We start from the raw sequence: 24,303 nt of genomic DNA, 5'->3' as shown, positions 1-24,303 counted from the left end.
ATGCAATCCTCATTTTTATGCGTTTTACTCAAAAAAACTTATGCCTTTCGTTAGACTATTTAAAGAAATCGCCAAAAAACAAAAGGCTTCTTCTAATATGAGAAATATTTAAACTTATTATTAATTTACCTCCTCATTATTGTCTAGCGATCTCAATAGCTTACCGCTTCTTTTATTGTTAACTATTCATACATTTTACGACCTTCCAAATAGCGGCTAGCATGATTGTGAAAAAGTATTGTAATTAGCTCTTAAAATATAAAAACAGTGCTTTAGTCCCTCAATAAATTCATAAATATTGAAAATGATTTTTATTACATATACTTAGACAAAAATCTAAAAAACTCTGTTTTAAGTTCTGCATATATATGTCTTTGACTGTCTAGGCGGTTTCTAAACTCAATGTGATTTTTAGCCAATGAACTATTCAATACTTCTATACCCGTTTTAGTTTGGCCAGCAATACTTATTTCATGTTTTTCAATAGCTTCCAGCAAATCTTCAATAACACCGCCGTGCAAGACAAACTCGTTTTGATAATGTTCTAATTGCGCTAGTACATATTTATCGGTCCAACGCGTTACAAGTTCGCTCAACCTATTGTTGAAGGATTTTAATTCATCTTGCCAAAATGCAAGTTCTCTATTCCATTGTTGATGTTCAAAATGCATATTGCTATTGTATAAAACTTCCTTTTGTAATTCCATAACTCTTTAATTTTAGTTTATAATTTGTTGTTTTTATGAATGTTTCTCGAAAAAGCACAAAACACAAAGACCATTCTTTGAAACTTCCAGATATCTGAATACTTTATGTCTTAGCTAGTACTTTGCTATTATTTACACCCTCTCGTTCTCCTAAAATAAGCTCTAAATCTTGCTTATGCGCTACCTCTTTCGTTAATAGTAATTGCGCCAATTCTTCTAGTTGAACGCTATGCTTTGTCAGTAACTCTTTTGCTCTCTCATATTCTGAAGTTATCAGTTTTATAACCTCTTCATCGATACGTTTCCCTAAATATTCACTATATGGTTTTGTAAGAAATCGCTCATTTTGACCCGTAGAATCATAGAAACTTAAAGGGCCAATCTCTTTATTTAGTCCGTAATACGCCACCATACTATAAGCCTGTTTTGTTACTTTTTCGAGATCGTCAATAGCTCCAGATGATATTTCATTAAAAATGATTTCTTCTGCAGCTCTGCCCCCCAAAGCGGCACAGATTCGATCTGTAAATTGACTTTTTGTTATAATTTGATTTTCTTCTGGAAGATACCAGGCAGCTCCTAAAGATTTTCCTCTTGGAATGATAGAAACTTTAACCAAAGATTCTACATTCTCTAGATACCAACTCACTACAGCATGCCCTGCTTCGTGATGTGCCACAATTTGTTTTTCTTTTGGTGAAATTAGTTTGCCTTTACGTTCTAGACCTCCCACAATTCGGTCTCTAGCCTCAATAAAATCTTCTTGACTAACTTTTTTCTTCGCTTTTCGTGCTGCAATTAGCGCAGCTTCATTGCACATATTGGCTATATCAGCTCCTGAAAAACCAGGACTTAAAGAAGCTAAAAGAGAAATATCTACATCATTCCCTTTCACCACTGGCTTTAAGTGTACTTTAAAAATAGCCTCTCGTTCTTGTTTTGTTGGAAGTTCTAAATAAATATGCCGATCAAAGCGACCTGGTCGTAACAAAGCTTTATCTAATATATCGGCTCTATTTGTTGCGGAAAGTACAATAACCCCTGTGTTTGTGCCAAAACCATCTAGTTCTGTAAGCAATTGATTCAATGTATTCTCTCGCTCATCGTTACTGCTAAATGCATTTGCTTTTCCCCGTGCCCGACCAATAGCATCTATTTCATCAATAAAAATAATGCTAGGTGCTTTCGATTTGGCTTGTTTGAATAGATCACGCACTCTTGATGCTCCAATACCAACAAACATTTCAACAAATTCAGATCCCGATAATGAAAAAAAGGGCACTTGTGCTTCTCCTGCCACCGCCTTTGCTAATAATGTTTTACCTGTTCCAGGAGGGCCAACCAGCATTACCCCTTTAGGTATTTTGGCTCCTAGCTTGGTGTATGTCTCGGGGTTCTTTAAAAAATCGACAATCTCCATGATTTCAATTTTGGCTTCTTCAAGCCCAGCAACATCATCAAAGGTTACCTTGCTTCTTACATCTTTACTTGCTAGTTTTGCTGTAGATTTACCGAAATTCATAATCGTACCAGTACCAAATCTACCTTTACCCTGTCTTCTGAGTAGGAACATCCAGAATAGCACAATCAAAAAGACTGGAAACATCCAAGAAAATATACTGCTAAAATTCGTACGACTTATATATAATATTTCAATACGATTACTTTTCAAAAAACCTTCCTGTGCTTTTTCCAGTTTATGCTCAAAGCTCTCTAAAGATCCAATCTGCATTGCATAATGAGGACCCGATGCAGTGGCCAACTTATTTTTGTTTGCGGCTTGATATTTGGTGTCTACAAGGCGATCTTCTTTTATATAAATTTCAGCAAACTCTTTGTTTACAATGACAATTTTTTCAACATCCTGTGAAACCAACATTTTTGTTTCAAAAGTGAGCCAACTTATTTCTTGTGTTTTAAAAAGTGAATCAAATAAAAAAGGAGAAAAGATTAAAAAAAGAAAAAAAACATACAACCAGTAAGGATTTATCCTCATTGGACGTTTGGTATGCTTCGGTAATTTTCTTTTTTCTTGATTCATTAATTATTAACTGCCTTAAATTGTTCAAGAGCCTCCATTGCCTCGCATCCATATACGAGTGCTGGACCTCCTCCCATACAAATAGCGACTCCAATAGTTTCTAAAATTTCTTCTGATGTTGCACCATTCTCCAAAGCATCGTGCACATGAAAAGCAATACAACCTTCACAGTTTGCAGCGATGGAGATACCCAAGGCAATTAGTTCTTTTGCTTTGGCGGATATTACTCCGCTCGCCATGCTAGCCTTATGAAGTGCGCCAAAACCACTCATGGTTGTTGGTATTTTTCCTCCTAGTTTCTCCATGCGTGTTAAAATATCTTCATATTTTTTGATGTAGTTTTTCATAATACTTTATAGTTTGGTAAAAGAAAGCGTTTGTTATAACTCCAAAATTATTCTAAATACATGGTCTTTAAAATGACTTGGATCATTTCAACTCTATTATTATCACGGTTTCTTTGTAATCTAAATCACAAATTATGAGAAAGTATGTTTTTTTATCAATGATAATTTTGATAACGAGTGCGCCACTTTTAAAAAGCTGTGGTCCAATTATTATATCGCCATTACCGCAATCACTTCCACCAGTATGGTTTTATCCCGGTAGAATAGAAACTGTGCGTTATGTTTATTTTCCAAACTACGTTATCTATTATGATCTATCTGCAAGAAATTACCTGTACCTAGAGAATAATATTTGGAGACGAGTAACCGTGCTTCCTCCTAAATATCAAAGTATTAATTTAAAGAGGAGTAAATTTGTGCGAGTTAAAGGTTTTAGAGAAGATAAAATAAAAACATACCACAGAGAAAACTACCCTAGCAGTCCTAGAGCGAGCAGAACCCCTAAAACAATGGGAAGGAGAAATTAGTTTACTACTTGATTCGGTTACTCAATTTTATGGTGATATAAATGACCTTACTATTTGGTTTATAGGACAAACATGCTAGCTATATTTTAACGATGTCCGTGGGAGTTTCTACTAAGATCGTTGTATCTCCTCTTAAAGCAATGGGTTGTTTCATAATCTCTGGGTTATGTTGTATCATTTTTATCCAGTCGGTTGTCGAGAAATTATGATGTTCAAAATTTGATGTATATTCCGGATGCTCTTGGTTTATAAGATCCACGACCGTCAGATGCAATCTATCCGCAAGTTCTACTATTTGAGTTCCCGTAAGTTTTGTTTTTAAAATATCAATTTCTTGAATTGGCAATCCTTCTGCCTTCGCATATGCCAAAGTTTGTTTTGCTCTCGAAGACTTTGAGCTATAGAACAATGTTATTTGTCTATCTGATGTAGCAATCTCTCCCATAACCTTTAATTTATTACAATATGTCTACAAATGATGTTTCAGTAATTCCTTTAGACTTTCTAGATATTCCTTCATGGCAACCTTATCAACATGCGGATGATTAGAAGTTGCAATAGTCATTGGATTTTCATCTAAAGAACGATAGAGTTCTGGATAATTCGTTTCAATGTCCGTTGTAATTTCTGAAATCTCTTTCAGGATGCTCTGTAAATTTTTCATCTTTCCATTTTTTATTTTATTCATAACGTAAGGCATCTATCGGATTCAGTTTTGCTGCCTTCCGCGCAGGGAAATAACCAAAAGTAACCCCTATAAGTGCAGAAAAACCAAAACCGATTGCTATTGAATAGAAAGCCGTGGGAATATAAAAACTGGTTACTTTATAGATAATTTGATTTCCAACAATACCAAATACAATACCTAATAAACCACCCACCAAACTCAATACAATCGCTTCAATTAAAAATTGTGTCAAAATATCGCTTTCTCTTGCGCCTATTGCCAATCTTGTCCCTATTTCTCGTGTTCGTTCGGTCACAGAGACCAGCATAATATTCATAATACCAATACCTCCAACGATCAGTGAAATACTTGCAACAGCTCCCAATAGGATTGTCAAAATTCCGGTAATATTACCCGTAATTTCCTGAAGTTCGATTTGGGTGGTAATTTCAAAATCATCTTCATCCTCATCCTTAATCTTGTGTGATTCTCGCAACAATTCTGTTGCTTCTATTTCTGCATTGGTAATATGATCTTCGCTCAGCGCACTTGCCAAAATCATATTATAGCCTCTTTGATGACCAAATAATCTATTCTGAATCGTGGTATACGGCGCAACTATGATATCATCCATATCTTGACCCATACCACCCGATCCTTCCTCTTTTAATAAACCCACTACAATAAAGGGTACTTTATTTATTCGAATTTGTCTACCAACAGGATCTTGTCCTGGAAATAATTCTTCTCGTATTGTTTCGCCAATAATGCAATATTTTTTGGCTGTTCTTACATCTTCTTCCGTAAAAAAACTTCCAAGTTCTATCTCTCTGCTTGTAATTGTAAAATAATCATACGAAACTCCATAGACTGTTGTAGACATATATCCATTTGCTCCAATAGCTTGCGCTCCAAGAGCCATCAAAGGAGATAATTGTGGCATCCAAACAGAATTTTTTTGTAACATATCAAAGTCCTTCTTATCTATTCGCCTTCCCATTCTTACGTTGATACCCGCTTTATGCTCTGTCTTGGTTCGTATCATCAATAGATTTGTCCCTAAACCAGATATTTGGTTTTGAACTTGCAATGTTGCGCCCTCTCCTGCAGAAATTGTCATAATTACAGCACCGACACCAATAATAATACCGAGCATGGTCAACAGGCTACGAGTCCGATTCTTATTGATGGACTGAAAAGACACTTTAACTATTTTTAAAAACCTTCTCATTCGTATTCTTTTATGCGGTTATAGGTTTTTCTAATTCCTTGATCGCAAATTCTTTGGTACTTCTATTTTCTATCATTTTATCAGAAATTATTCTTCCATCTCTGAGGTAAATCATCCGTTTTGCAAACTGAGCAATCTCGGGTTCGTGGGTAATCATAACAATGGTCTTTCCTTTATTATTTAGCTGCACAAAAAGATCTGCAATATCAAAACTAGACATACTATCCAAATTTCCTGTGGGTTCATCTGCAAGAATTAGAGCCGGATTATTCACTAAAGCTCTGGCAATAGCTACCCGTTGCTGTTGTCCTCCAGAAAGTTCATTGGTCTTGTGATGCATCCGGTCTGCCAAACCAACTTGTTCCAATGCTTTTTTAGCAAGTTCCTTGGAATTTGAAAATTGCCCTGTTCTATTATAGATTAAAGGCAGTTCTACATTTTCTAAAGCTGTGGTTCTAGACAATAGATTATAACTTTGAAAAATGAAACCTATTTTTTGATTTCGAACATCTGCCAATTGATTTTTGTTTAATTCGTTTACTCGCACACTATCTAAATCATATTCGCCTGAAGTGGGACTATCTAAACAACCAATAATATGTAATAATGTAGATTTCCCAGAGCCAGATGCCCCCATAATAGCCACAAATTCCCCTTCGTTTATAATCATATCTACATCGGTAAGTGCACGCACTTCAATCTCTCCGTTTTTAAAAATACGGCTCAATTTTTTAGTTTCAATGACTTTCTTTAAAGGCATTCCTTTTATTTTTTATACTTAATTCCATTGATTGCTTTACTTTTCTCCAATAAATCTAAACCGTCAAGAAATCTTTTAATTTCTGATTGTAGCCCTGTTTTGATTCCTATTTCTATGAACTTAAAATCCAACTTTCCTTGCTCGTTTTTATAAAAGAATCCATCGATGTTCTTGGGTAAATTTCTCTTAAAATTAGCAGGCGTATACAACTCTTCATTATTAATGGTTTCATTAAATTTTGCCTGCAACGAGTCTGGGAGTATTTCTGCAGCTTTTTGCTCCAAAATTGGTTTAATTTTCTGAAGCATGTCTTCGTTGGGTCTAAATCGCAATGCCGAATTATTGACTAATAGTACATCTTTGGCAGCATTTGTTATAAACTCAAGATTCGCAGTCATTCCTGGCAACAACAAACCTTTTTGGTTATCAACATCTACGACTACTTGATAGTTCACCACATTATTTATCTTTATGGGTTGCAGTCTAATTTGGCTTACCAATCCGTAAAACTTTTTTTCTGGATATGTTTGTACCTCAAAACGAACTCGCATACTATCTTTGATATATCCAATATCACTTTCGTCCATATCTGCCAAAATTTGCATTTTTGAGAGGTCTTCTGCAATCACAAACATGGTAGGTGTTGAAAAGGATGCTGCTACTGTTTGGCCTTCTTCTACACTGCGCTCAATTACAGTGCCCTTAATAGGAGAAGTAATATGGCCATATCCCATACTTACCTTTATATTACTTATTCTGGCTACGGCAGCTTTTTTAGCACTTACTGTTTGGATATAAGCATATTTGGAGGTATTATATTCTTTAGTTGAAATAACCCCTTTTTCATACAACTTTTTATTTCGATCAAATTCATCCTTGGCTTGATATACTTGTGCCTCACTCACACCTAAATTAGCTTCTGCACTATTTAAATTTGTCTTTAATAATTTTAAATCCATTTCTGCAAGAATCTGACCTGCGGTAACTTGGTCATTATAATCTACATAAATTTTTTCTATAGTACCCGATAATTGTGTTCCTATCTCCACGGTATTTATAGCTTCTACAGTACCTGTACTAGATACATCCGCCTCAATATTTCCTTTCTGTAAAGAAGTAAAAGTATAGTCTAACTTCTTAGACTGCAGTTTAGGTTTTACATAAAAATAGCCTATTACCGCAATTACAAGAATCAGAATTATGAACCTTCTATATTTTTTCATTTTATGCCAATTTACAGTCGTAAAATTATGTAATTGTATTGATTCTTCTTATGACATTGATCAGTTTTGGAATGAAAAAAATCGCAGTGAAATAAGCACAAAATGCTCTGTTCTCTGCGATTCGTAAAATTGGATTTACATAGATTATTTAGGCACTACATTTAGCTGTCGCACCAATTCTTCTCCAGCAACTATATGTTCTGTAATGGTAAAGACTTCTTTTCTGTTTTGTCTAAAGTCTTTTAAAAACTGAGTAAATTCATCTTCAAGAGTTTCGTGTTCTGCTCTAAATTGATGTGAATCGTATTTAAAAGGATCCTCTATCAACTCGGCTAAATGATGCAAATGTTTATTTGTTCTTTCTAACAAGGAAGTACATTTTTTATCAACTTTAAGTAAATCAATTTCAATTTTCTGCACCATATCAATATTTTCCTTTTTTGAAATCCATAGAAAATACTTATCGATCAGATGATGTAAAAATCTTAAATCGTCTTTATAAAACGAAAGATCTGATTTCCAATGTTCTGTTAGTATGTATAATTTTTGCCAATCAGCTTCCTGAATATAATTGTCTTTTGGTCTGTTTCTGAAATCATTCATCCTTTGAAATTTTAGGAAGTAAATGTACGAATGCGCTTGAAGGAATAAAATGATCTAGATCATTTTAAATAAATTAAGTGTGATACATATCCCATGAATCCTCAAGCGTTCTTTGCTAAAATTTTAGAGGCAAGTAGGATGCTTTTTATTTCTTGTTTTCATCTGTATATGAGTTTTAGAAGTATGCTTTTATTATCGCATAAAAAGAACAGCCATCCATTTTCCAATATATAATTTAGATACTAGATAGCTGCTCTCTTCAAGGCCTATGCCGTAGCTTCTTCTTTTACATTTCTATTTTGAGCAAATTTTTCGATAAGATCTGGTAATTTTTCAAATACTGCAGCGAGCCCTTGTGATTTACCAGCAGACAAGAACGAAATTTCGTCTCCTTTGCTTACTAAAAAACCTATAGGTTCTATACCTACACCGGCACCAGCGCCCATACCTTCTCCTTTACTTCCTTTGCGCTCTGTACCTTCGCCGCCTCCAGAACCAAATCCCATCCCTACCTTAATAACTGGTACGCACTTAAATTCGCCTAAGTCGAACTGCTGCCCAACAACCGTTTCTGTTTTAGCTTCCGTTTTAATGAAGTCTGTAATTTTTCCTAATAATTCTTCAAAATGTAATTCCATAATTCTAAGTTTTAATAATTAATAAATGATCTAAGTATTCGAATGGGCTTATTTTCTATGTGTACTAATAGCTTAACACGCCCGTCGAAGTTGATATTGAAAGCTCCATACTTATACTTTAGTAAAGCAAAAAGAGGATATAGTTTTGCATTCATTAAACAGTCACCAGTGTCCATGTCTACATAAAAGCTAGTTACCTTAAAAGACTGTACCACCCGAAGTACTTTTGTTAAACCAGGACTCTTTTTCTGTTTGGACTTTAACTTTTGCGGCTTTTTTTTATCATGTTTCTTTTGCCGTAGTGGATAGAAATAAAAATCTTTGAAAAAAACATGTACTTTTATTTGTAATATTTCCGCTTTATCTGCTTCAATACCAATTGTAACCAACCCCTTTAATTTGATATAATAGAGCGCTTTGTCTGTGTCGATACAGATAAGAATAGGCATAAATAATAAAAACCCTATTAGTAGCACAAAGACGGATAATACAAGTATAATAAGCATCTCTTATTTTTAGATAAAGAAACGATGTAAAATATCACAAAACAATGATGCAGATCAGTATGCACCTTATATAACGTATCAAATTATGCTACCCTTTTGAAGAAAAAGAAGTTCTTTCATGATCAAAATCGCATCATTATGCAATAGACATACCTCCATCGATTACTTGGGTGGTTCCTGTTATGTATTTGCTGTCTTCCGAAGCCAAGAAAACCACCAGTTGGGCAATTTCTATAGATTCTGCATAGCGTCCAAAAGGGATGCCTTCCTCAAATCCCTTTTTAACTTCATTGGGTGCTTGTGGCGAAATATCTTTTTCAATATCGCGCATCATACGTGTGTTCACTGGTCCAGGGTGCACAGAATTTACCCGGATATTCCTTGCTGCAAATTCTAATGCGGCAGTTCTCATAATTCCGACAATTCCATGTTTACTTGCAACATAAGCTCCTAATCCACTAAAACCCTTAAGACCCGCCACTGAAGAAGAAATTATGACACTACCACCATCATTCATTTCAGGTATCACGTGCTTACATCCTAACCAAACGCCCTTCAAATTTATTGCAATTACTTGATCAAAAACCTCATCAGGATACGCTGTTATTTGTGAAGATTTCCCCTCTATGCCAGCATTATTAAAAAAAATATCTATTTTCCCAAACTTAGATACTGTTTTAGATACATATGCCGCTGTTTCGGTGGCATTTGAAACATCTGCAACACAATAGGAAACATTGGAATCATCGAGCTCTTTAGTAGCAGCTATGAGCCTGCTTTCAGTTCTTCCTATTAACATCACTTTAGCCCCTTCTTTTAAAAATAATTTTGCGGTAGCTTTTCCAATACCACCAGCACCACCAGTAATAATGGCAACTTTATCTTTCAGTTTTTTCATTTTTTATAATTTTTAAGGTTGCCACAACTTATCCTATTGTTCAATAAAAAGAAATGACCCTCGTCAGTTTGCTCACCTTTATAAATCATTTACAATTATTGCCATCCATTCAACCATTCCTATAAAGTTTATTGTAAAAAAGATCTAAAGCTTCGCTATTCTATGGCGTCTAGATTGACCTAAGTCATTTTATAAGAAACCGATACGTCTTACTTTTGTGGTTCATCAAATCAATGCTCATGAACGTTTATAAAAAAATTGGTATTGCATTGCTCATAATTCTTGGTTTGCTAATCATATTAGGAACTTGGTACAAGTATGAATTCTCAATGAAAGAGGCCAATTCTATGGAAATAAACGACGCTAATCTAGCGCGTAAAATTCTTATCGCTACCCAAGGGAGCGTTTTTAAGGATAAAGTAACACTTAGTCTTATTGAATATTACAAACCTCAATCTGTATTTATAAAAGTGATAGATACTAAATTGCTAGCGGACATACTCCCAAAAGAATTTGATGCCATTATAGTGGTTCACACTTGGGAGTATGGAAAGCCTCCAATAAAAGTAAAGCGGTTTATAAAACAAAATGAAGCAGTGAAAAATAAAATTGTAGTACTGACCACTTCTGGCGAAGGCAGCTTCAAAATGGATGGTGTAGATGCATTGACGGGTGAATCCAATTTAAAAGATGCTGAAGAATATTCTGATAAAATTATTCGCAAAGTAGAAGCCCTGCTAGCGAAGAATCCAAAATTAAAAATATAATTCTTATCAAATAAATTTATAAACTGCTTGAAGATTCATAAAAACTTATCGTTGCCTTTAGAAAAATGAGGAAGTGTTCTTGGAGCAACACAAGAAGTAATCAAACCTACAAGGATATCATAGAAAACGTGACCATAAAGAGCATTTAAATTTCACATTTACTCCTGAAAATATTTTTATTTAGTCCCAATTTCGAAATGAATTTCGATTGTTGCCAAAAGAAATACCCCTTAATTTCTCAAGGAGCTTTTTAGTAGCGGGAACTGTACTCGAACCAGTAACTTTGGGTTATGAGAAACACTATTCAGTTTTCATGATGCATCACTTATTAATTTAACCAAAACAAGCTTCACATTTTCCTTGTATCAATAATTGAGAAACCTCAATTTTCCTATTAGGTATTTTTGGAATTGAAAAACTAACTGCTAAACAATCGACCTTTCCACAATCTAAACATTGAAAATGAGGATGAACATCACTATGTTTATTTGAAGAACAGTTACTACATTTAGCATACCATTTTAATCCATCTTTAGCAAGAAATGAATGTAAAACACCATCATCTTCGAGTTTATCTAAAACGCGATATACTGTTGTTTTATTCATTTTAGAAGTAAGTCGACTCACTAAAGAAATAACCGAAATTGCGTTCGTTTGATTTTTGAATTGACTAAGTAATATCTGAACAGATTTTGTTTTTCTTAAAATACCCATACAACAAATATAACGCAACTATGTTGCATTAACAACTATTATATTTATATTGCAACTCAGTTGTATTAAGAAATTCTAAATGATATTAATAAAACAAAAATCAGATTCTATAGGAGTCGCAGCAAGTGCACTTTGTTTAATACATTGCAGTGCTACTCCATTTATTTTTATAGTACAAAGTTCTTCATTAATGTGTTGTAATGCAACACCTAATTGGTGGAAATCTATAGACTATTTATTTTTAATTATTTCTTTCCTGGCTATTTGTCGCTCCACGCAAACAACTGCTAAAAACTGGATAAAACTGGCCTTCTGGGGAAGTTGGTTTCTATTATTTTTTATTATAATCAATGAAAAAATGTCATTATTCCCTTTGAAGGAATACTTTATATATTTTCCAGCAATAGCATTAATCGTTTTGCATATCTACAATAAAAAATATTGCCGATGTAACACCACTAAATGCTGTACAAATGAATAAACAAGATATTGAAATAATTGGAGATAATCATATTTCATCAAGTGTTGAAACACCAATGCTTTCCAATGCGTTTAACACGTCAGATGATGAAAAAATTAAAACTATCCAGCACCATTTTGGAAAAATAATGGAAACACTTGGACTCGATTTATCAGATGATAGTTTGTCTGGTACACCGTATCGTTTTGCAAAAATGTATGTAAAGGAACTGTATTATGGGTTAAACCCCAAAAACAAACCAAAAATGTCTGTGTTTGACAACAAATACGGATATAAAAAAATGCTCGTAGAACAAAATATCACAATAGACTCTTCTTGCGAACATCATTTTTTACCAATAATAGGACATGCGCATATTGCATACATTCCTAAAGAAAAAGTAATAGGCCTTTCAAAAATAAATCGGTTAGTAGATTATTATGCGCATCGTCCACAGGTACAAGAAAGATTATCATTACAAATCCTTAAAGATTTACAAAATATTTTAGAAACAAAAGATGTCATTGTAATGATTTGTGCAAAGCACCTATGTGTATCTTCAAGAGGAATAAAAGATAAAGATAGTTTTACTACCACTATAGAATATGATGGCAGTTTTGAAGAAAAAATATATCGTGAGGAATTTTTAAACATAATTAATAATCAAAAAATATAGAAATACAGCACACATTTTTAAATTTCCTAATATAGATTTAGGGAAAAGAGAAGATTTCCTAATTTTAGGAAAATCTGGGGTAGGAAAAACCACCTTTTTATATCTTTTAGCAGGTTTATTAAAACCAATTAGCGGAAAAATAATAATTAATAAAATTGAATTTAATTCTTTAACCAAAAATAAATTGGATGAATTTAGAGGCCGAAATATTGGACTTGTTTTTCAAAAAAAACATCCGATTAAATCTTTCAATGTAATCGAAAATTTAAAAGCACGTCTTTTTTTAGTAAAAAAAATAGAAATTTTACTAACACAATTAAATATTGCTGAATTAAAAAAAAGTAACATTCATAAATTAAGTGAAGGACAATTACAAAGATTAGGTATTGCTCTATCGGTAATACATAATCCGCAAGTTATTTTAGCTGATAAACCCACTTCAAGTTTAGATGATGAAAATTGTAAAATTGTTATTGAGTTACTAAAACATCAGGCAAAACAGGCCAATGCCAATTTAATCGTCATAACGCATGACCAAAGAATAAAACCTTTCTTTCAAAATTCAATTGCCCTATGAATATTTGGAAGATTAGCATACTCAACCTAAAATCTAAACCAATATCTACTTTTTTAAGCATATTTATTTTATCCTTGAGTATTGCACTTCTTTTAGGAGTTCAACAATTAAAAACCTCTTTCAAAAACCAAATTGACACTAATTTAGGTAAAATAGATTTAGTTATTGGAGCAAAAGGAAGCCCACTGCAATTAGTTTTGGCCTCTGTATTGCATTTAGATAATCCAACAGGAAATATCTCTTATGATGAAGCAAAAAATATAAGCAAAAATTCCTTGGTTAAATTGTCTGTCCCTATTTCTTATGGTGATAATTATAAAGGATATAGAATTATAGGAACAACCAATGAATATACTTCTTTTTATAACGCTGAATTAGAGAATGGTCGCAAGGTTAAAAAAGTTATGGAAGTAGTTTTAGGCAATACTGTTTCAAAACAATTAAATCTTAAAATAGGTGATACATTTTTAAGTTCTCATGGATACGTAGAAAACGATATAGATGTACATTCTGATAAATTTACTGTAGTAGGTATTTTAAAACCTACACAAAAAGTAATTGATCGTTTAATAATTGCTAATTTGGAGAGTTTTTGGAAACTACACAATCATGAAGGTAAAGATGAAGATGAAAGTCATACAGAAGATCATCAAAAAGCGCATCAAGAAGAAAGTTAAATAACATCATTATTAATAAATCTTAAAAGTCCTAGAGCACTTTTAACGTTTCTTAGGAAAATTAATGAGCATAACAACCTACAAGCTGCATTACCTAAATACGAGTTACATAAACTATATGAATATACAAGTATTGGCTTTCAAACTATTGCTTGGATAGCCTATATAATTCTTGTAATTTCTTGTATTATTATTTTTATAAGTATGTACAAAATGGTAAAAGAACGTGCTTTTGATTTGGCAATTTTAAGAACCTATGGAGCCAGTAATTTTCAATTGATGAAAATGGTAATTTATGAAGGACTAGCTATTGCATTTTTTAAATTTAGATCCTGAGGGGAAAATTTATATATTATCTAAAGGACCAATGTCATCTTGTTATTTTTGCGGAATAGGTGGTCCAGAAACAGCAATTGAACTTTACTTGAAAATACTTCATTAATTTTTAACACAGATGATATTATATCTGTAACTGGCATTCTAAAACTAAACCAAGATGATGTAGAACATTTCAATTACATTCTCACTAAATCTAATGGAATATTAATAAAATAAACTAATTTTATGTTTTTAAAATACCCAAAAAATATCACTTAAATGAGAGCTTTACATTTAATTTACTTATTTCTTTTATTTGCTTCTTGCAAAAAAACAAATAGAGACCTCACAAAAATAACTGCAAAAACAATTGCTATCGATAGTACCATACAATCTTCTGTAAAAATAGATAGTATTATAGCTCCATATAAAGAAAAATTGATAAACGAAATGGAAAAGGTGTTGAGTTATACACCAAAAGATCTTACAAAAATAAGTATTGAGATGCAAAGTACTTTGGGAAATTTAATGGCAGATATGTGTTTTAAAATGGCAAATCCTATGTTTAAAGAGAAGACAAAAGCTTCTATTGATTTTGCTATGTTTAATTATGGGGGATTACGAGCCATAATACCTGCTGGAAAAGTAACAAAGGAACATGCTTTTAAACTAATGCCTTTTGAAAATGAATTAGTTGTTGTAAATATTACAGGTGATAAAGTAGCAGAATTAGTCAATTATTTTATTAAAAATAAAGAAGCACATCCTTTATCAAAAAATATAGCACTAATCATTATTAAGGAAAATAATTATGCTTTAAAAATTAATGACAAAGAATTCGACAATAACAAAACCTATAATGTACTAACATCCGATTTTTTACAAAGCGGAGGTGATAAAATGAATTTCTTTAAAAATCCAAAAAAGCTGACAAAATTAGACTATAAAGTAAGGGATGCTATTATCTCTTATTTGGAAAAGGTAGATACTTTAAAAACCACTATAGACAAACGTGTAACAATCAAGTAATGGAAAGAAGAAATTTTATAAAACAATTAGGAGGAGCATCAGCACTTGCCATGGTTGGCGGATTAACATTACCATCTTTTACTGACAAGCAAAAACGTCATATCACTATTTTACATACCAATGACACTCACAGTCATATAGAGCCTTTTAAAGCAAATCATCGCAGAAATGCGAACAGAGGAGGAATTGCTAGAAGGGCCACTTTGATTGAACAAATTCGGAAAGAAAATCAGAATACGCTATTATTAGATGCTGGTGATATTTTTCAAGGAACACCTTATTTCAACTATTTTGAAGGCGAACTTGAATTTAAGCTGATGAGTATATTAAAATATGATGTAGCAACAATTGGTAATCACGATTTCGACAACTCTATAGAGGGCTTATTTAAGCAATTACCAAATGCAAAGTTCGATTTTGTTTCCGCCAACTACAATTTTAAAAATACGATTTTAGATACCCATATCAAACCTTATAAAATCATCATCAAAGATGATATTAAAATTGGCATATTTGGTTTAGGTATTGAATTAGAAGGATTAGTAAATAAAAAAATGTATAAAGAAACTGTATACTTAAATCCTATAGAAATAACTCAGGATATTACAAGTAAGTTAAAAGATGAAGAAAAATGTGATTTAATTATCTGCTTATCGCATTTAGGATATTATTACAAAAACAATCCAAATAAGGTTTCTGATTTAAATTTAGCAAAAATCACTAAAAATATTGACTTAATTATTGGCGGACACACGCATACATTTTTACCAAAACCAACCATTGTAAAAAACATAGCTGGTAAAAACATGTTGGTAAATCAAGTTGGAGCTTATGGTATAAATTTAGGTAGGATTGATTTTTATTTTGATGCGCAGAACAATAAAACATCTAAAGGAACAACGATTTTAGTATAGTTTTAAATTTTAATTTGTTTTACATAAAACATAAAAATAGGCTTACATTTTAATGAGAACCTTGTCATCTCTAGCAGTGAGAATTGGATTTGTTTCTGCGCGTTGTTCCGCACTGGGGCAAAGAAAATAAAAATCGCACAACGCTTTCGGGTATTTTTTGTACTTCCCTAAAAGTTGAAAACCGTTTCACTTTTTAAAGCACAAAAAAACCTCTTGATTTCTCAAGAGGTTTTCTTTGTAGCGGGAATTGGACTCGAACCAATGACCTTCGGGTTATGAGCCCGACGAGCTACCTACTGCTCTATCCCGCGATTTGGATTGCAAATATACAATACAATTACATTCATAACCAAACTTTATTTTAATTATTTTTTAATACCCTAAACCCTAATCACCTATAAAAACTAATTATCTTTGCCTCATGACACATAAAGCTGGTTTTGTAAATATTATAGGAAATCCGAACGTAGGTAAATCAACATTGATGAATGCCTTGGTGGGTGAAAAATTATCTATTATCACACCAAAAGCGCAAACGACTAGACATCGTATTTTAGGAATTGTAAACGAAGAAGACTATCAAATTGTGTTTTCTGATACTCCAGGAATTATACAACCCGCTTATGAGTTACAGTCTTCAATGATGGATTTCGTAAAATCGGCATTAGATGATGCCGATGTTTTAATTTACATGGTAGAGGTTGGCGAAAAGGAGTTAAAAAACGAAGCTTTCTTTAAAAGAATCATTCATAGTGAAATTCCTGTAATTTTGTTATTAAATAAAATAGATAAATCTACACAAGATGAAGTAGAAGAAAAAGTGAAGTATTGGACAGAAAAAGTACCAAACGCTTCCGTCTTTGTGATTTCTGCCTTAGAGAAATTTAATATCACTGCTGTTTTTGACAAAATAAAAGAGCTGCTTCCAGAAGGGCCTCCATACTATCCAAAAGACCAATTAACGGACAAACCAGAACGTTTTTTTGTCAATGAAAAAATTAGGGAAAAAATATTAATTCACTATAAGAAAGAAATTCCGTATTCTGTAGAAGTAGAGACAGAAGAGTTTACTGAAGAAGAACATATTGTGCGTATTCGTTCTGTAATTATGGTTGAACGTGAAACCCAAAAAGGAATTATAATCGGCCATAAAGGGTCTGCGATTAAGCGTGTAGGTGCAGAAGCTAGAAAAGATTTAGAAAAATTTTTCGAAAAGAAAGTGTTTATCGAATTATATGTAAAAGTCAATAAAAACTGGAGAAGCGATAAAAATCAATTAAAACGTTTTGGTTATAATCAGAGTTAATTATTTCTTTTAAAATACCATCACAAAAAAAGAGGAACTTTTCAGTTCCTCTTTTTTTTATTTACAACTATTATTAACCTATTCAAATAAAATCTTTTTAGTTCCAAAGTTGGTGTTATCTGTATACACCTTTAAAAACAAAATACCTGTTTGCACATTTACATGTAAGTTCATTGTATTGTTCCCTGCAGAAAGTAATTGTTTCTTGTTATACACCACTTTACCAGTAACATCAAATAATAGTACAGAAGCTTGTTCTGCCTTTTCACTATAAACTAATACTTTAAAAGCACCTTTTGACGGATTAGGATATACTTGAAGGTCTTTGATTACTGCGTCAGTAGTTACAATCCCTGAAGACTTTGAAGAAGTAACATTAATGGTTACTTGTGCTATTGATTCGTCTCCACTTGCATCTACAATCTTATAATAAAAACTATCTTCTCCTATAAAAGCTGCTACCGGTGTGTACTCAATCTTACCTGAATTAACTACAAGATTGTTAAATGCACTGCTTCCCTGAGCTTCTCTTTCTATTTGTTTAACACTTTTACCTTCTGTTGTTCCATTAAAAAGCCTTAATGGGTTTGTTGTATTTTCTCCATCTGAACCAAAATTATCTACTCCTGATCCATTATCAGCTAATACAGCTAATGAACTCATTATTCCTTGAACTACTGAAAATGTATCCCCTTTTGCTTCTGGTACGCCATTTACTGCATCTGCTGCTTGAATCGTTACCGTTACGGTAGCTGTTGATTCATTAGTAGTACCGGCCTCCTTAATAGTGTAGTTAAAAGTATCTGTTGTTCCTGTAAAAGTTGCTCCTGGTGCAACTGTATATGTATATTCTAAAGTATTATCAGAATTTACAGTGATGGTTACTTCACCAGATTCATTACTAATCACTACCGCTTCTAAAGTTCCTGTTTCGAAAACATCATTTACTAATACATTTATAGTTCTTGTAACACCTTCTACAGCTGCTACTTCATCAGCTACTGCTGTAAGACCATTTGCTACTGAACCAGTTACCGTAATTGTTACAGTAGCTCTGTCAGAAACTCCATTTTCGTCTGTAATCAAATAATCAAAAGTATCTTCTCCAACATAACCTGTTCTTGGTGTATATTTTACAGTTGTTCCGTCTAATTCTAACGACCCTCCCTTTTCTGAATAAAATGCTACAAGTGATATTGGATGGCTTGGATGTGCAGCACCTGATCCGTAATTATCTGCTCCAGATCCATTATCATCTAAAATATTGATAATATTCTCTGAACTATCTTGTGCAAATATAACTGCGTCATCCTGTGCTTTTGGCGCGTCACTTGCAATTACCGTAGTGAATGTTACTGTTACTGTTGCGTCTGATGTCTTACCAACAGTATCTTTAATACGATATGTAAAAGTATCAGTTCCTGTTTCATTTCCAGTAGGTGTATATTCTATTGAAGTTCCATCTACTACTACTGCTGTTCCCGTACCAGAAGAAATTATTTCAAGTGAATCTGATAAAGCTGCTCCATTCGATCCAAAACTGTCATTATCTAATACATCAATAGTTACTGCTGCAGAACTACCTTCTAATATCTCTATAGTATCATTTGCCGCTGTTGGCGTATCTATTTCTGTTACCGTGATTGCTACTTGTGCTATGGAAGAAGCTCCTGTTGTATCTGTAATCATATAATAAAAATGATCTACTCCTACAAAACCTGTATTTGGTGTGTAAACAATTACATCATCTAATGGACTATCTGAAGAATTAGTATCTACAATGATTGTTCCTTGTTCACTTAGGCCGGTTAGCGTTCCATCTAAAAATGTTAAGCCATTATCTATTGCTCCATCTAATCCAAAGCTATCTATGTCAAATCCGTTGTCTAATAAAACAGCTATTTCATTATCTGTACTATTTTGTGCTACGCTTACTTCATCACGTTTTGCTGACAATACACTGTCTGTAACCGCAGAATCTTCTATAATTACTCTTACTATAGCTGTTGATAAATTATCGGTGCCAGTCTCTTTAATCGTGTACTCAAAAGTATCTTCTGATCCTGAAAAAGTTGATACTGATTCATATTCTATTGAATTGTCAGAATTTACTGTAATTACTGCGCCATTTATATTATTACTAATTGTTATCGCATCTAAATCTGCTGCTGTTGCTGTTCCTAAAAGATCATTTGATAGCACAGCTATAGTTGTTGTACCACCTCTTATAACTGTTTTTTCATCAGCTACTGCTGTAAGATTGTTAGCTACCGAACCTTCAGTTACCGTAATTGTTACAGTAGCTCTGTCAGAAACTCCATTTTCGTCTGTAATCAAATAATCAAAAGTATCTTCTCCAAAATAACCTGTTCTTGGTGTATATTTTACAGTTGTTCCGTCTAATTCTAACGCCCCTCCCTCTTCTGAATAAAATGCTACAAGTGATATTGGATGGCTTGGATGTTCAGCACCTGATCCGTAATTATCTGCTCCAGATCCATTATCATCTAAAATATTGATAATATTCTCTGAACTGTCTTGTGCAAATATAACTGCGTCATCCTGTGCTTTTGGCGCGTCACTTGCAATTACCGAAGTGAATGTTACTGTTACTGTTGCGTCTGATGTCTCACCATCAGCATCTTTAATACGATATGTAAAAGTATCAGTTCCTGTTTGAGTTCCTGTAGGTGTATATTCTATTGAAGTTCCATTTACTACTACTGCTGTCGTAGTAGTAGGAATTATTTCAAGTGAATTTGATAAAGCTGCTCCATTCGATCCAAAACTGTCATTATCTAATACATCAATAGTTACTGCTGCAACACTACCTTCTAATATCTCTATAGCATCATCTGCCGCTGTTGGTGCATCTATTTCTGTTACCGTGATTGCTACTTGTGCTATGGAAGAAGCTCCTGTTGTATCTGTAATCATATAATAAAAATGATCTACTCCTACAAAACCTGTATTTGGTGTGTAAACAATTACATCATCTAATGGAGTGGTTGTGCCTTTAGTGTCTACAATTATTGTTCCTTGTTCACTTAGGCCGGTTAGCGTTCCATCTAAAAATGTTAAGCCATTATCTATTGCTCCATCTAATCCAAAGCTATCTATGTCAAATCCGTTGTCTAATAAAACAGCTATTTCATTATCTGTACTATTTTGTGCTACGCTTACTTCATCATTTTTTGCTGACAATACACTGTCTGTAACCACAGAATCTTCTATAATTACTCTTACTATAGCTGTTGATAAATTATCAGTGCCAGTCTCTTTAATCGTGTACTCAAAAGTATCTTCTGATCCTGAAAAAGTTGATACTGATTCATATTCTATTGAATTGTCAGAATTTACTGTAATTACTGCGCCATTTATATTATTACTAATTGTTATCGCATCTAAATCTGCTGCTGTTGCTGTTCCTAAAAGATCATTTGATAGCACAACTATAGTTGTTGTACCACCTCTTATAACTGTTTTTTCATCAGCTACTGCTGTAAGATTGTTAGCTACCGAACCTTCAGTTACCGTAATTGTTACTTCTGCTGTTGATGCATCTCCGTTTTCATCTGTAATGGTATAACTAAATTTATCAACTCCAAAAAAGCCTGCTCGTGGTGTATATTTTACTTCATCTCCAACTAAATCTAACTTTCCTCCATTATCTGTATACGTTCCTGAGAGTGCGATTGGGTGGTCTGCATGCGCTCCATCTAATCCAAAACTATCATTTCCAATAATTGTAAAAAGATTGTCTTTACTATCCTGAGCTACTGTTTTAGTATCACTTTTAGCTAATGGTTTACCATATTCTAAAACAAATACGATTCTTGTTAATTGTACTGCATTATTTCCTGATGCATCTGAAACATTATAGGTTACAGGATAACAATTGACAGTTGCTAAATCTATCGCTAAAGTATTTATTCCAATACTTGTTGTTATATCTCCATTATAATTATCTGCAGCTGTTGCTCCTAATTCTTCATATGCAGTATTAAGAGTTACTATTTGTGGGTTATCTCCTATTAAGGTAATTACTGGCTTTGTGGTATCTACAACATTTACAGTTCTAGTGGCTGTAGTTACGTTACCACTTGAGTCTGTTGCAGTATAAGTTACAGTGTAAATACCTAAAGTATTTACATTTATATCATCAGTAACTGTAAGTGTTGCAGAACAGTTGTCTGCAGTAGTAGCACCTAAGTCTGTGTATGCCGTTAAAGCCTCGTGTGTTACACTAGCATCTCCTGATAATGCAATGGTTGGAGCTATGTTATCTTCTACCGTTACAGTAGCCGCTGCAGTTGCAGTATTGCCATTAACATCGGTAACGACCAAATTAACAGCATTTTGCCCTAAACTAGCACAATCATATACACCTGGTTGACTTGTAGATGTAATAGAAATCTCATCCAGTTGCACATTTGTTGAACCACTTCCAAAGAAGATGTATGAATTTGTATCATTTAAGAAATTAGAACCAGCACTAGTCAAATCAAAACCTTGCCCATTGGTTGGAAAAGTACCTGCATTTCCTGAATCTATGAAGAAAGTAATCTGATTACCAGATTTAACCATCTTGACTCTTTTTTTTCCTTCAGGAATATAAGAGTTTGAAGTAAGCGAGTTGACACCGGAAAGTCTACTCGTTATATGATCGGCTGAACCGTTTTGGTTGGAATGATCTCTTAAAAAAATACCCATGTCAGGTTCAGAAAAGATTCCTTCAGTAACAGAAGGGTCTCCTATGCCTAGGAAGGTTAAAATGTCGCCACCGTATGCAACATTGCTATCATCATAAGTGAAGATGACTTCAAAATCAGAATTGATAAAATCGGATGCGACCGTTCTTAAATAATTTCTACCCGATGAGGTCTTCTTCGCAACAAACGCTCCATTTAAATTACCGGAACCTGAAATACCTGAAACCCAATCGGCACCATTCACTAATTCAAAACCGCTATCTAAGGCTGTATTATTGAAACCAGCTTGTAAACTAGAGGATCCAAGGGAGAGAGTAACATTGCCTGAGTTGTCTGAAGACCCATTGTCAATATCACCTGCCGTAATACTCGCATTTCCATTTGCATCTAATTGAACTGTAATGTCTTTGGTTACAACGGTTGGCGCAGTTGTATCTACTACATTTACCGTTCTTGTTACCTCTGTTGCTGCATTTCCTGCTGCATCTGAAACATTGTAATCTACAGTAAAACTACCAACAACTGCTGTATTCTCATTATTTACTGTTGGCACTACTGTTAAAGTATTGGCAGCATCTACATTATCTGTTGCTGTTGCTCCTAATTCACTGTAAGCTGTACCTACTTCTATTGTTTGTATCGTTGGTGTATTTAAAGCGATTACTGGTGCTATTTCATCTAAATCATTAACGGTTATGGTGATTACTTTTTCAAAAGTATCTGTACCGTCATTGGTTTGTACACGTATGCTTAAAGTTGGGTTGATTTCATAATCTATAGCCGCATTGGTTTTAAGGTCTGCCCCATCAATTGTAAAGCTTGCATTATTGGTATCTCCTGTACCTGCAACTAAGCTGTAGGTATGTGTATCTGCACTGTCTGCATCTGTTGTGCTAAAGGCCCCTACGGTAGTTGCTGTAGCTGCATTTTCATCTATTGCACTTGCGCTTAATGTTATGTCTGTTGGGGTGGTGTTAGGACAAGTACCCCAAACAGGGTGGTTAGTTGAAACGAAATTGGTAGCGTTAGTTGCAAAACTAAAAGTATTGACTACGTTTGTAACACACCAACCTGTTAAGTCTTGGTTAAATGCTGCTGCATCTAGGAACATATAAGCCATAACAGTTACTTTAGACACATCCCAATTTCCAATATCTTGGTTAAATGCTGCTGCCTCTGTGAACATAAGATACATGGTAGTTACACTAGAAACGTCCCAATTTCCAATCGGTTGGTTAAAGTTACTTGCCCTGTAGAACACACTATCCATATTAGTTACTTTAGAAACATCCCAATTTCCAATTGGTTGGTTAAATGCTGCTGCCCTATAGAACATGGAATACATACTAGTTACACTAGAAAGGTCCCAATTTCCAATCGGTTGGTTAAATTCTAATGATTCATAGAACATGCCCCACATATTAGTTACTTTAGATACATCCCAATCTTCAATAGGTTGGTTAAAGAAATTTGCTCCAAAGAACATAAATTTCATATTAGTTACACTAGACACATCCCAAGAACTGATATCTTCATTAAAAGTAATTTTATTATTAAATAAATCACTCATATCTGTAATACCACTAGTACAGGTTAAACCTATTTCTGGGTCATTCTGGTCTGCAGCAATTAAAGCTCGTAATTGAGCCTCTGTTCTTTTGGTAAACGTTTTTGTAACTCCATTAATGGTTAAATCACCTGTCTCAAGATTGGCAGCGTTATCACAATTACAAGTAACACCGTTTGCATCTAATGTAAAATTTGGGTTGTTTTCTGTGTTTGAAGAATTTGCTTTTTCTACGTCATTATTACTGAATGTTGCGGTAATCGTAAAAAAACAAAGAACACTTAAAAAGGTTATTTTTTTAATCATAGTTTGGTAATTTTAATATCTATTTGCGCTTTTTTTTAAAATAAATTTTATTTTTTAAAGCTCTCTAAAAGGGATTAATCCCTAGAGAACGACAAATATCTAATAAATAAAGACAAAACCACTACTCATTAA

Annotated in this window: 23 protein-coding genes and 1 tRNA gene; 10 read left to right on the top strand and 14 right to left on the bottom strand. The window is 33.5% G+C overall.

The features are described 5' to 3' along the window. Positions 1–314: 314 nt before the first annotated feature. The 3 genes from BLT88_RS02320 to BLT88_RS02310 form a co-directional block, all read right to left on the bottom strand. A complete protein-coding gene (locus tag BLT88_RS02320) occupies positions 315–707 on the bottom strand; it encodes a hypothetical protein (protein ID WP_091952759.1) in 393 nt (130 codons plus the stop codon). A gap of 103 nt (positions 708–810) precedes the next feature. After that, entirely contained in the window at positions 811–2,703 is a 1,893-nt protein-coding gene (gene ftsH, locus BLT88_RS02315) for an ATP-dependent zinc metalloprotease FtsH (RefSeq protein ID WP_231960055.1), read from the bottom strand. Between the two features lie 44 nt (positions 2,704–2,747). Beyond that, on the bottom strand, positions 2,748–3,095 hold the full coding sequence (locus BLT88_RS02310) for a carboxymuconolactone decarboxylase family protein (protein WP_036784020.1): 348 nt from the start codon (positions 3,093–3,095) through the stop codon (positions 2,748–2,750). Between the two features lie 134 nt (positions 3,096–3,229). Here BLT88_RS02310 and BLT88_RS02305 point away from each other — a divergent pair, with 134 nt between their 5' ends. Continuing rightward, on the top strand, positions 3,230–3,622 hold the full coding sequence (locus BLT88_RS02305; protein WP_091952756.1) for a hypothetical protein: 393 nt from the start codon (positions 3,230–3,232) through the stop codon (positions 3,620–3,622). Positions 3,623–3,701: 79 nt separating this feature from the next. Here BLT88_RS02305 and BLT88_RS02300 read toward each other — a convergent pair whose 3' ends face one another. From BLT88_RS02300 to BLT88_RS02260, 8 genes are all read right to left on the bottom strand, one after another. Beyond that, positions 3,702–4,067, bottom strand: coding sequence for an arsenate reductase family protein (locus BLT88_RS02300; protein WP_091952754.1), 366 nt, complete (start codon positions 4,065–4,067; stop codon positions 3,702–3,704). Positions 4,068–4,091: 24 nt separating this feature from the next. Beyond that, the gene (locus BLT88_RS02295) at positions 4,092–4,286 is read right to left on the bottom strand and encodes a hypothetical protein (RefSeq protein ID WP_091955616.1); all 195 of its coding nucleotides are present in this window, start codon (positions 4,284–4,286) and stop codon (positions 4,092–4,094) included. Positions 4,287–4,302: 16 nt separating this feature from the next. Next, a complete protein-coding gene (locus tag BLT88_RS02290; RefSeq protein ID WP_197675650.1) occupies positions 4,303–5,445 on the bottom strand; it encodes an ABC transporter permease in 1,143 nt (380 codons plus the stop codon). 85 nt (positions 5,446–5,530) lie between these two features. Next, the gene (locus BLT88_RS02285) at positions 5,531–6,280 is read right to left on the bottom strand and encodes an ABC transporter ATP-binding protein (protein WP_091952750.1); all 750 of its coding nucleotides are present in this window, start codon (positions 6,278–6,280) and stop codon (positions 5,531–5,533) included. 5 nt (positions 6,281–6,285) lie between these two features. Then, positions 6,286–7,503, bottom strand: a complete 1,218-nt coding sequence (locus BLT88_RS02280) for an efflux RND transporter periplasmic adaptor subunit (protein WP_091952749.1) — start codon at positions 7,501–7,503, stop codon at positions 6,286–6,288. A 144-nt stretch (positions 7,504–7,647) separates the two neighbouring features. Beyond that, the gene (locus BLT88_RS02275) at positions 7,648–8,106 is read right to left on the bottom strand and encodes a hypothetical protein (protein WP_091952747.1); all 459 of its coding nucleotides are present in this window, start codon (positions 8,104–8,106) and stop codon (positions 7,648–7,650) included. 266 nt (positions 8,107–8,372) lie between these two features. Next, positions 8,373–8,744: a GerW family sporulation protein gene (locus tag BLT88_RS02270; protein ID WP_036784037.1), complete on the bottom strand. Its 372-nt coding sequence runs from the start codon at positions 8,742–8,744 to the stop codon at positions 8,373–8,375. Positions 8,745–9,386: 642 nt separating this feature from the next. Continuing rightward, the gene (locus tag BLT88_RS02260) at positions 9,387–10,148 is read right to left on the bottom strand and encodes an SDR family NAD(P)-dependent oxidoreductase (protein WP_036784043.1); all 762 of its coding nucleotides are present in this window, start codon (positions 10,146–10,148) and stop codon (positions 9,387–9,389) included. 233 nt (positions 10,149–10,381) lie between these two features. On the opposite strand from BLT88_RS02260, the gene BLT88_RS02255 reads away from it, so the two are divergent. Next, complete coding sequence (locus tag BLT88_RS02255) at positions 10,382–10,915, top strand: hypothetical protein (protein WP_036784046.1); 534 nt, start codon at positions 10,382–10,384, stop codon at positions 10,913–10,915. Between the two features lie 333 nt (positions 10,916–11,248). Here BLT88_RS02255 and BLT88_RS02250 read toward each other — a convergent pair whose 3' ends face one another. Then, a complete protein-coding gene (locus tag BLT88_RS02250) occupies positions 11,249–11,629 on the bottom strand; it encodes a Fur family transcriptional regulator (RefSeq protein ID WP_036784056.1) in 381 nt (126 codons plus the stop codon). A 79-nt stretch (positions 11,630–11,708) separates the two neighbouring features. Here BLT88_RS02250 and BLT88_RS02245 point away from each other — a divergent pair, with 79 nt between their 5' ends. The 7 genes from BLT88_RS02245 (at position 11,709) to BLT88_RS02220 (ending at position 16,280) form a co-directional block, all read left to right on the top strand. Then, positions 11,709–12,110 (top strand): MerC domain-containing protein, encoded by a 402-nt coding sequence (locus tag BLT88_RS02245; RefSeq protein WP_091952743.1) that lies wholly within the window; start codon positions 11,709–11,711, stop codon positions 12,108–12,110. Further along, positions 12,103–12,765: a GTP cyclohydrolase I FolE gene (gene folE, locus BLT88_RS02240; protein WP_036784060.1), complete on the top strand. Its 663-nt coding sequence runs from the start codon at positions 12,103–12,105 to the stop codon at positions 12,763–12,765. The genes BLT88_RS02245 and folE overlap by 8 nt, the downstream gene beginning before the upstream one ends. Next, complete coding sequence (locus BLT88_RS02235; protein WP_091952741.1) at positions 12,749–13,342, top strand: ABC transporter ATP-binding protein; 594 nt, start codon at positions 12,749–12,751, stop codon at positions 13,340–13,342. The genes folE and BLT88_RS02235 overlap by 17 nt, the downstream gene beginning before the upstream one ends. Next, positions 13,339–14,019, top strand: a complete 681-nt coding sequence (locus BLT88_RS02230) for an ABC transporter permease (RefSeq protein WP_231960052.1) — start codon at positions 13,339–13,341, stop codon at positions 14,017–14,019. Before BLT88_RS02235 ends, BLT88_RS02230 begins: the two co-directional genes overlap by 4 nt. A 204-nt stretch (positions 14,020–14,223) precedes the next feature. Next, the gene (locus tag BLT88_RS14420) at positions 14,224–14,355 is read left to right on the top strand and encodes an FtsX-like permease family protein (protein WP_297800454.1); all 132 of its coding nucleotides are present in this window, start codon (positions 14,224–14,226) and stop codon (positions 14,353–14,355) included. Positions 14,356–14,616: 261 nt separating this feature from the next. After that, complete coding sequence (locus tag BLT88_RS02225) at positions 14,617–15,366, top strand: 5'-nucleotidase C-terminal domain-containing protein (protein WP_036784064.1); 750 nt, start codon at positions 14,617–14,619, stop codon at positions 15,364–15,366. Beyond that, positions 15,366–16,280 (top strand): bifunctional UDP-sugar hydrolase/5'-nucleotidase, encoded by a 915-nt coding sequence (locus BLT88_RS02220; RefSeq protein WP_091952739.1) that lies wholly within the window; start codon positions 15,366–15,368, stop codon positions 16,278–16,280. The genes BLT88_RS02225 and BLT88_RS02220 overlap by 1 nt, the downstream gene beginning before the upstream one ends. A 238-nt stretch (positions 16,281–16,518) precedes the next feature. Here the strand turns inward: BLT88_RS02220 and BLT88_RS02215 are convergent. Then, positions 16,519–16,591: transfer RNA gene (locus BLT88_RS02215), tRNA-Met, on the bottom strand. Between the two features lie 110 nt (positions 16,592–16,701). On the opposite strand from BLT88_RS02215, the gene era reads away from it, so the two are divergent. After that, positions 16,702–17,586, top strand: coding sequence for a GTPase Era (gene era / locus BLT88_RS02210; RefSeq protein ID WP_091952737.1), 885 nt, complete (start codon positions 16,702–16,704; stop codon positions 17,584–17,586). Positions 17,587–17,664: 78 nt separating this feature from the next. On the opposite strand, the gene BLT88_RS02205 is transcribed toward era, so the two are convergent. Continuing rightward, positions 17,665–24,171: an Ig-like domain-containing protein gene (locus tag BLT88_RS02205; RefSeq protein WP_091952735.1), complete on the bottom strand. Its 6,507-nt coding sequence runs from the start codon at positions 24,169–24,171 to the stop codon at positions 17,665–17,667. Positions 24,172–24,303 lie beyond the last annotated feature (132 nt).

This window comes from Polaribacter sp. Hel1_33_78, from assembly GCF_900106075.1.
In the GTDB taxonomy this organism is placed as follows: domain Bacteria; phylum Bacteroidota; class Bacteroidia; order Flavobacteriales; family Flavobacteriaceae; genus Polaribacter.
Note: the sequence above shows the minus strand (reverse complement) of the source record. Positions and strands in the feature narration are given on the sequence as shown.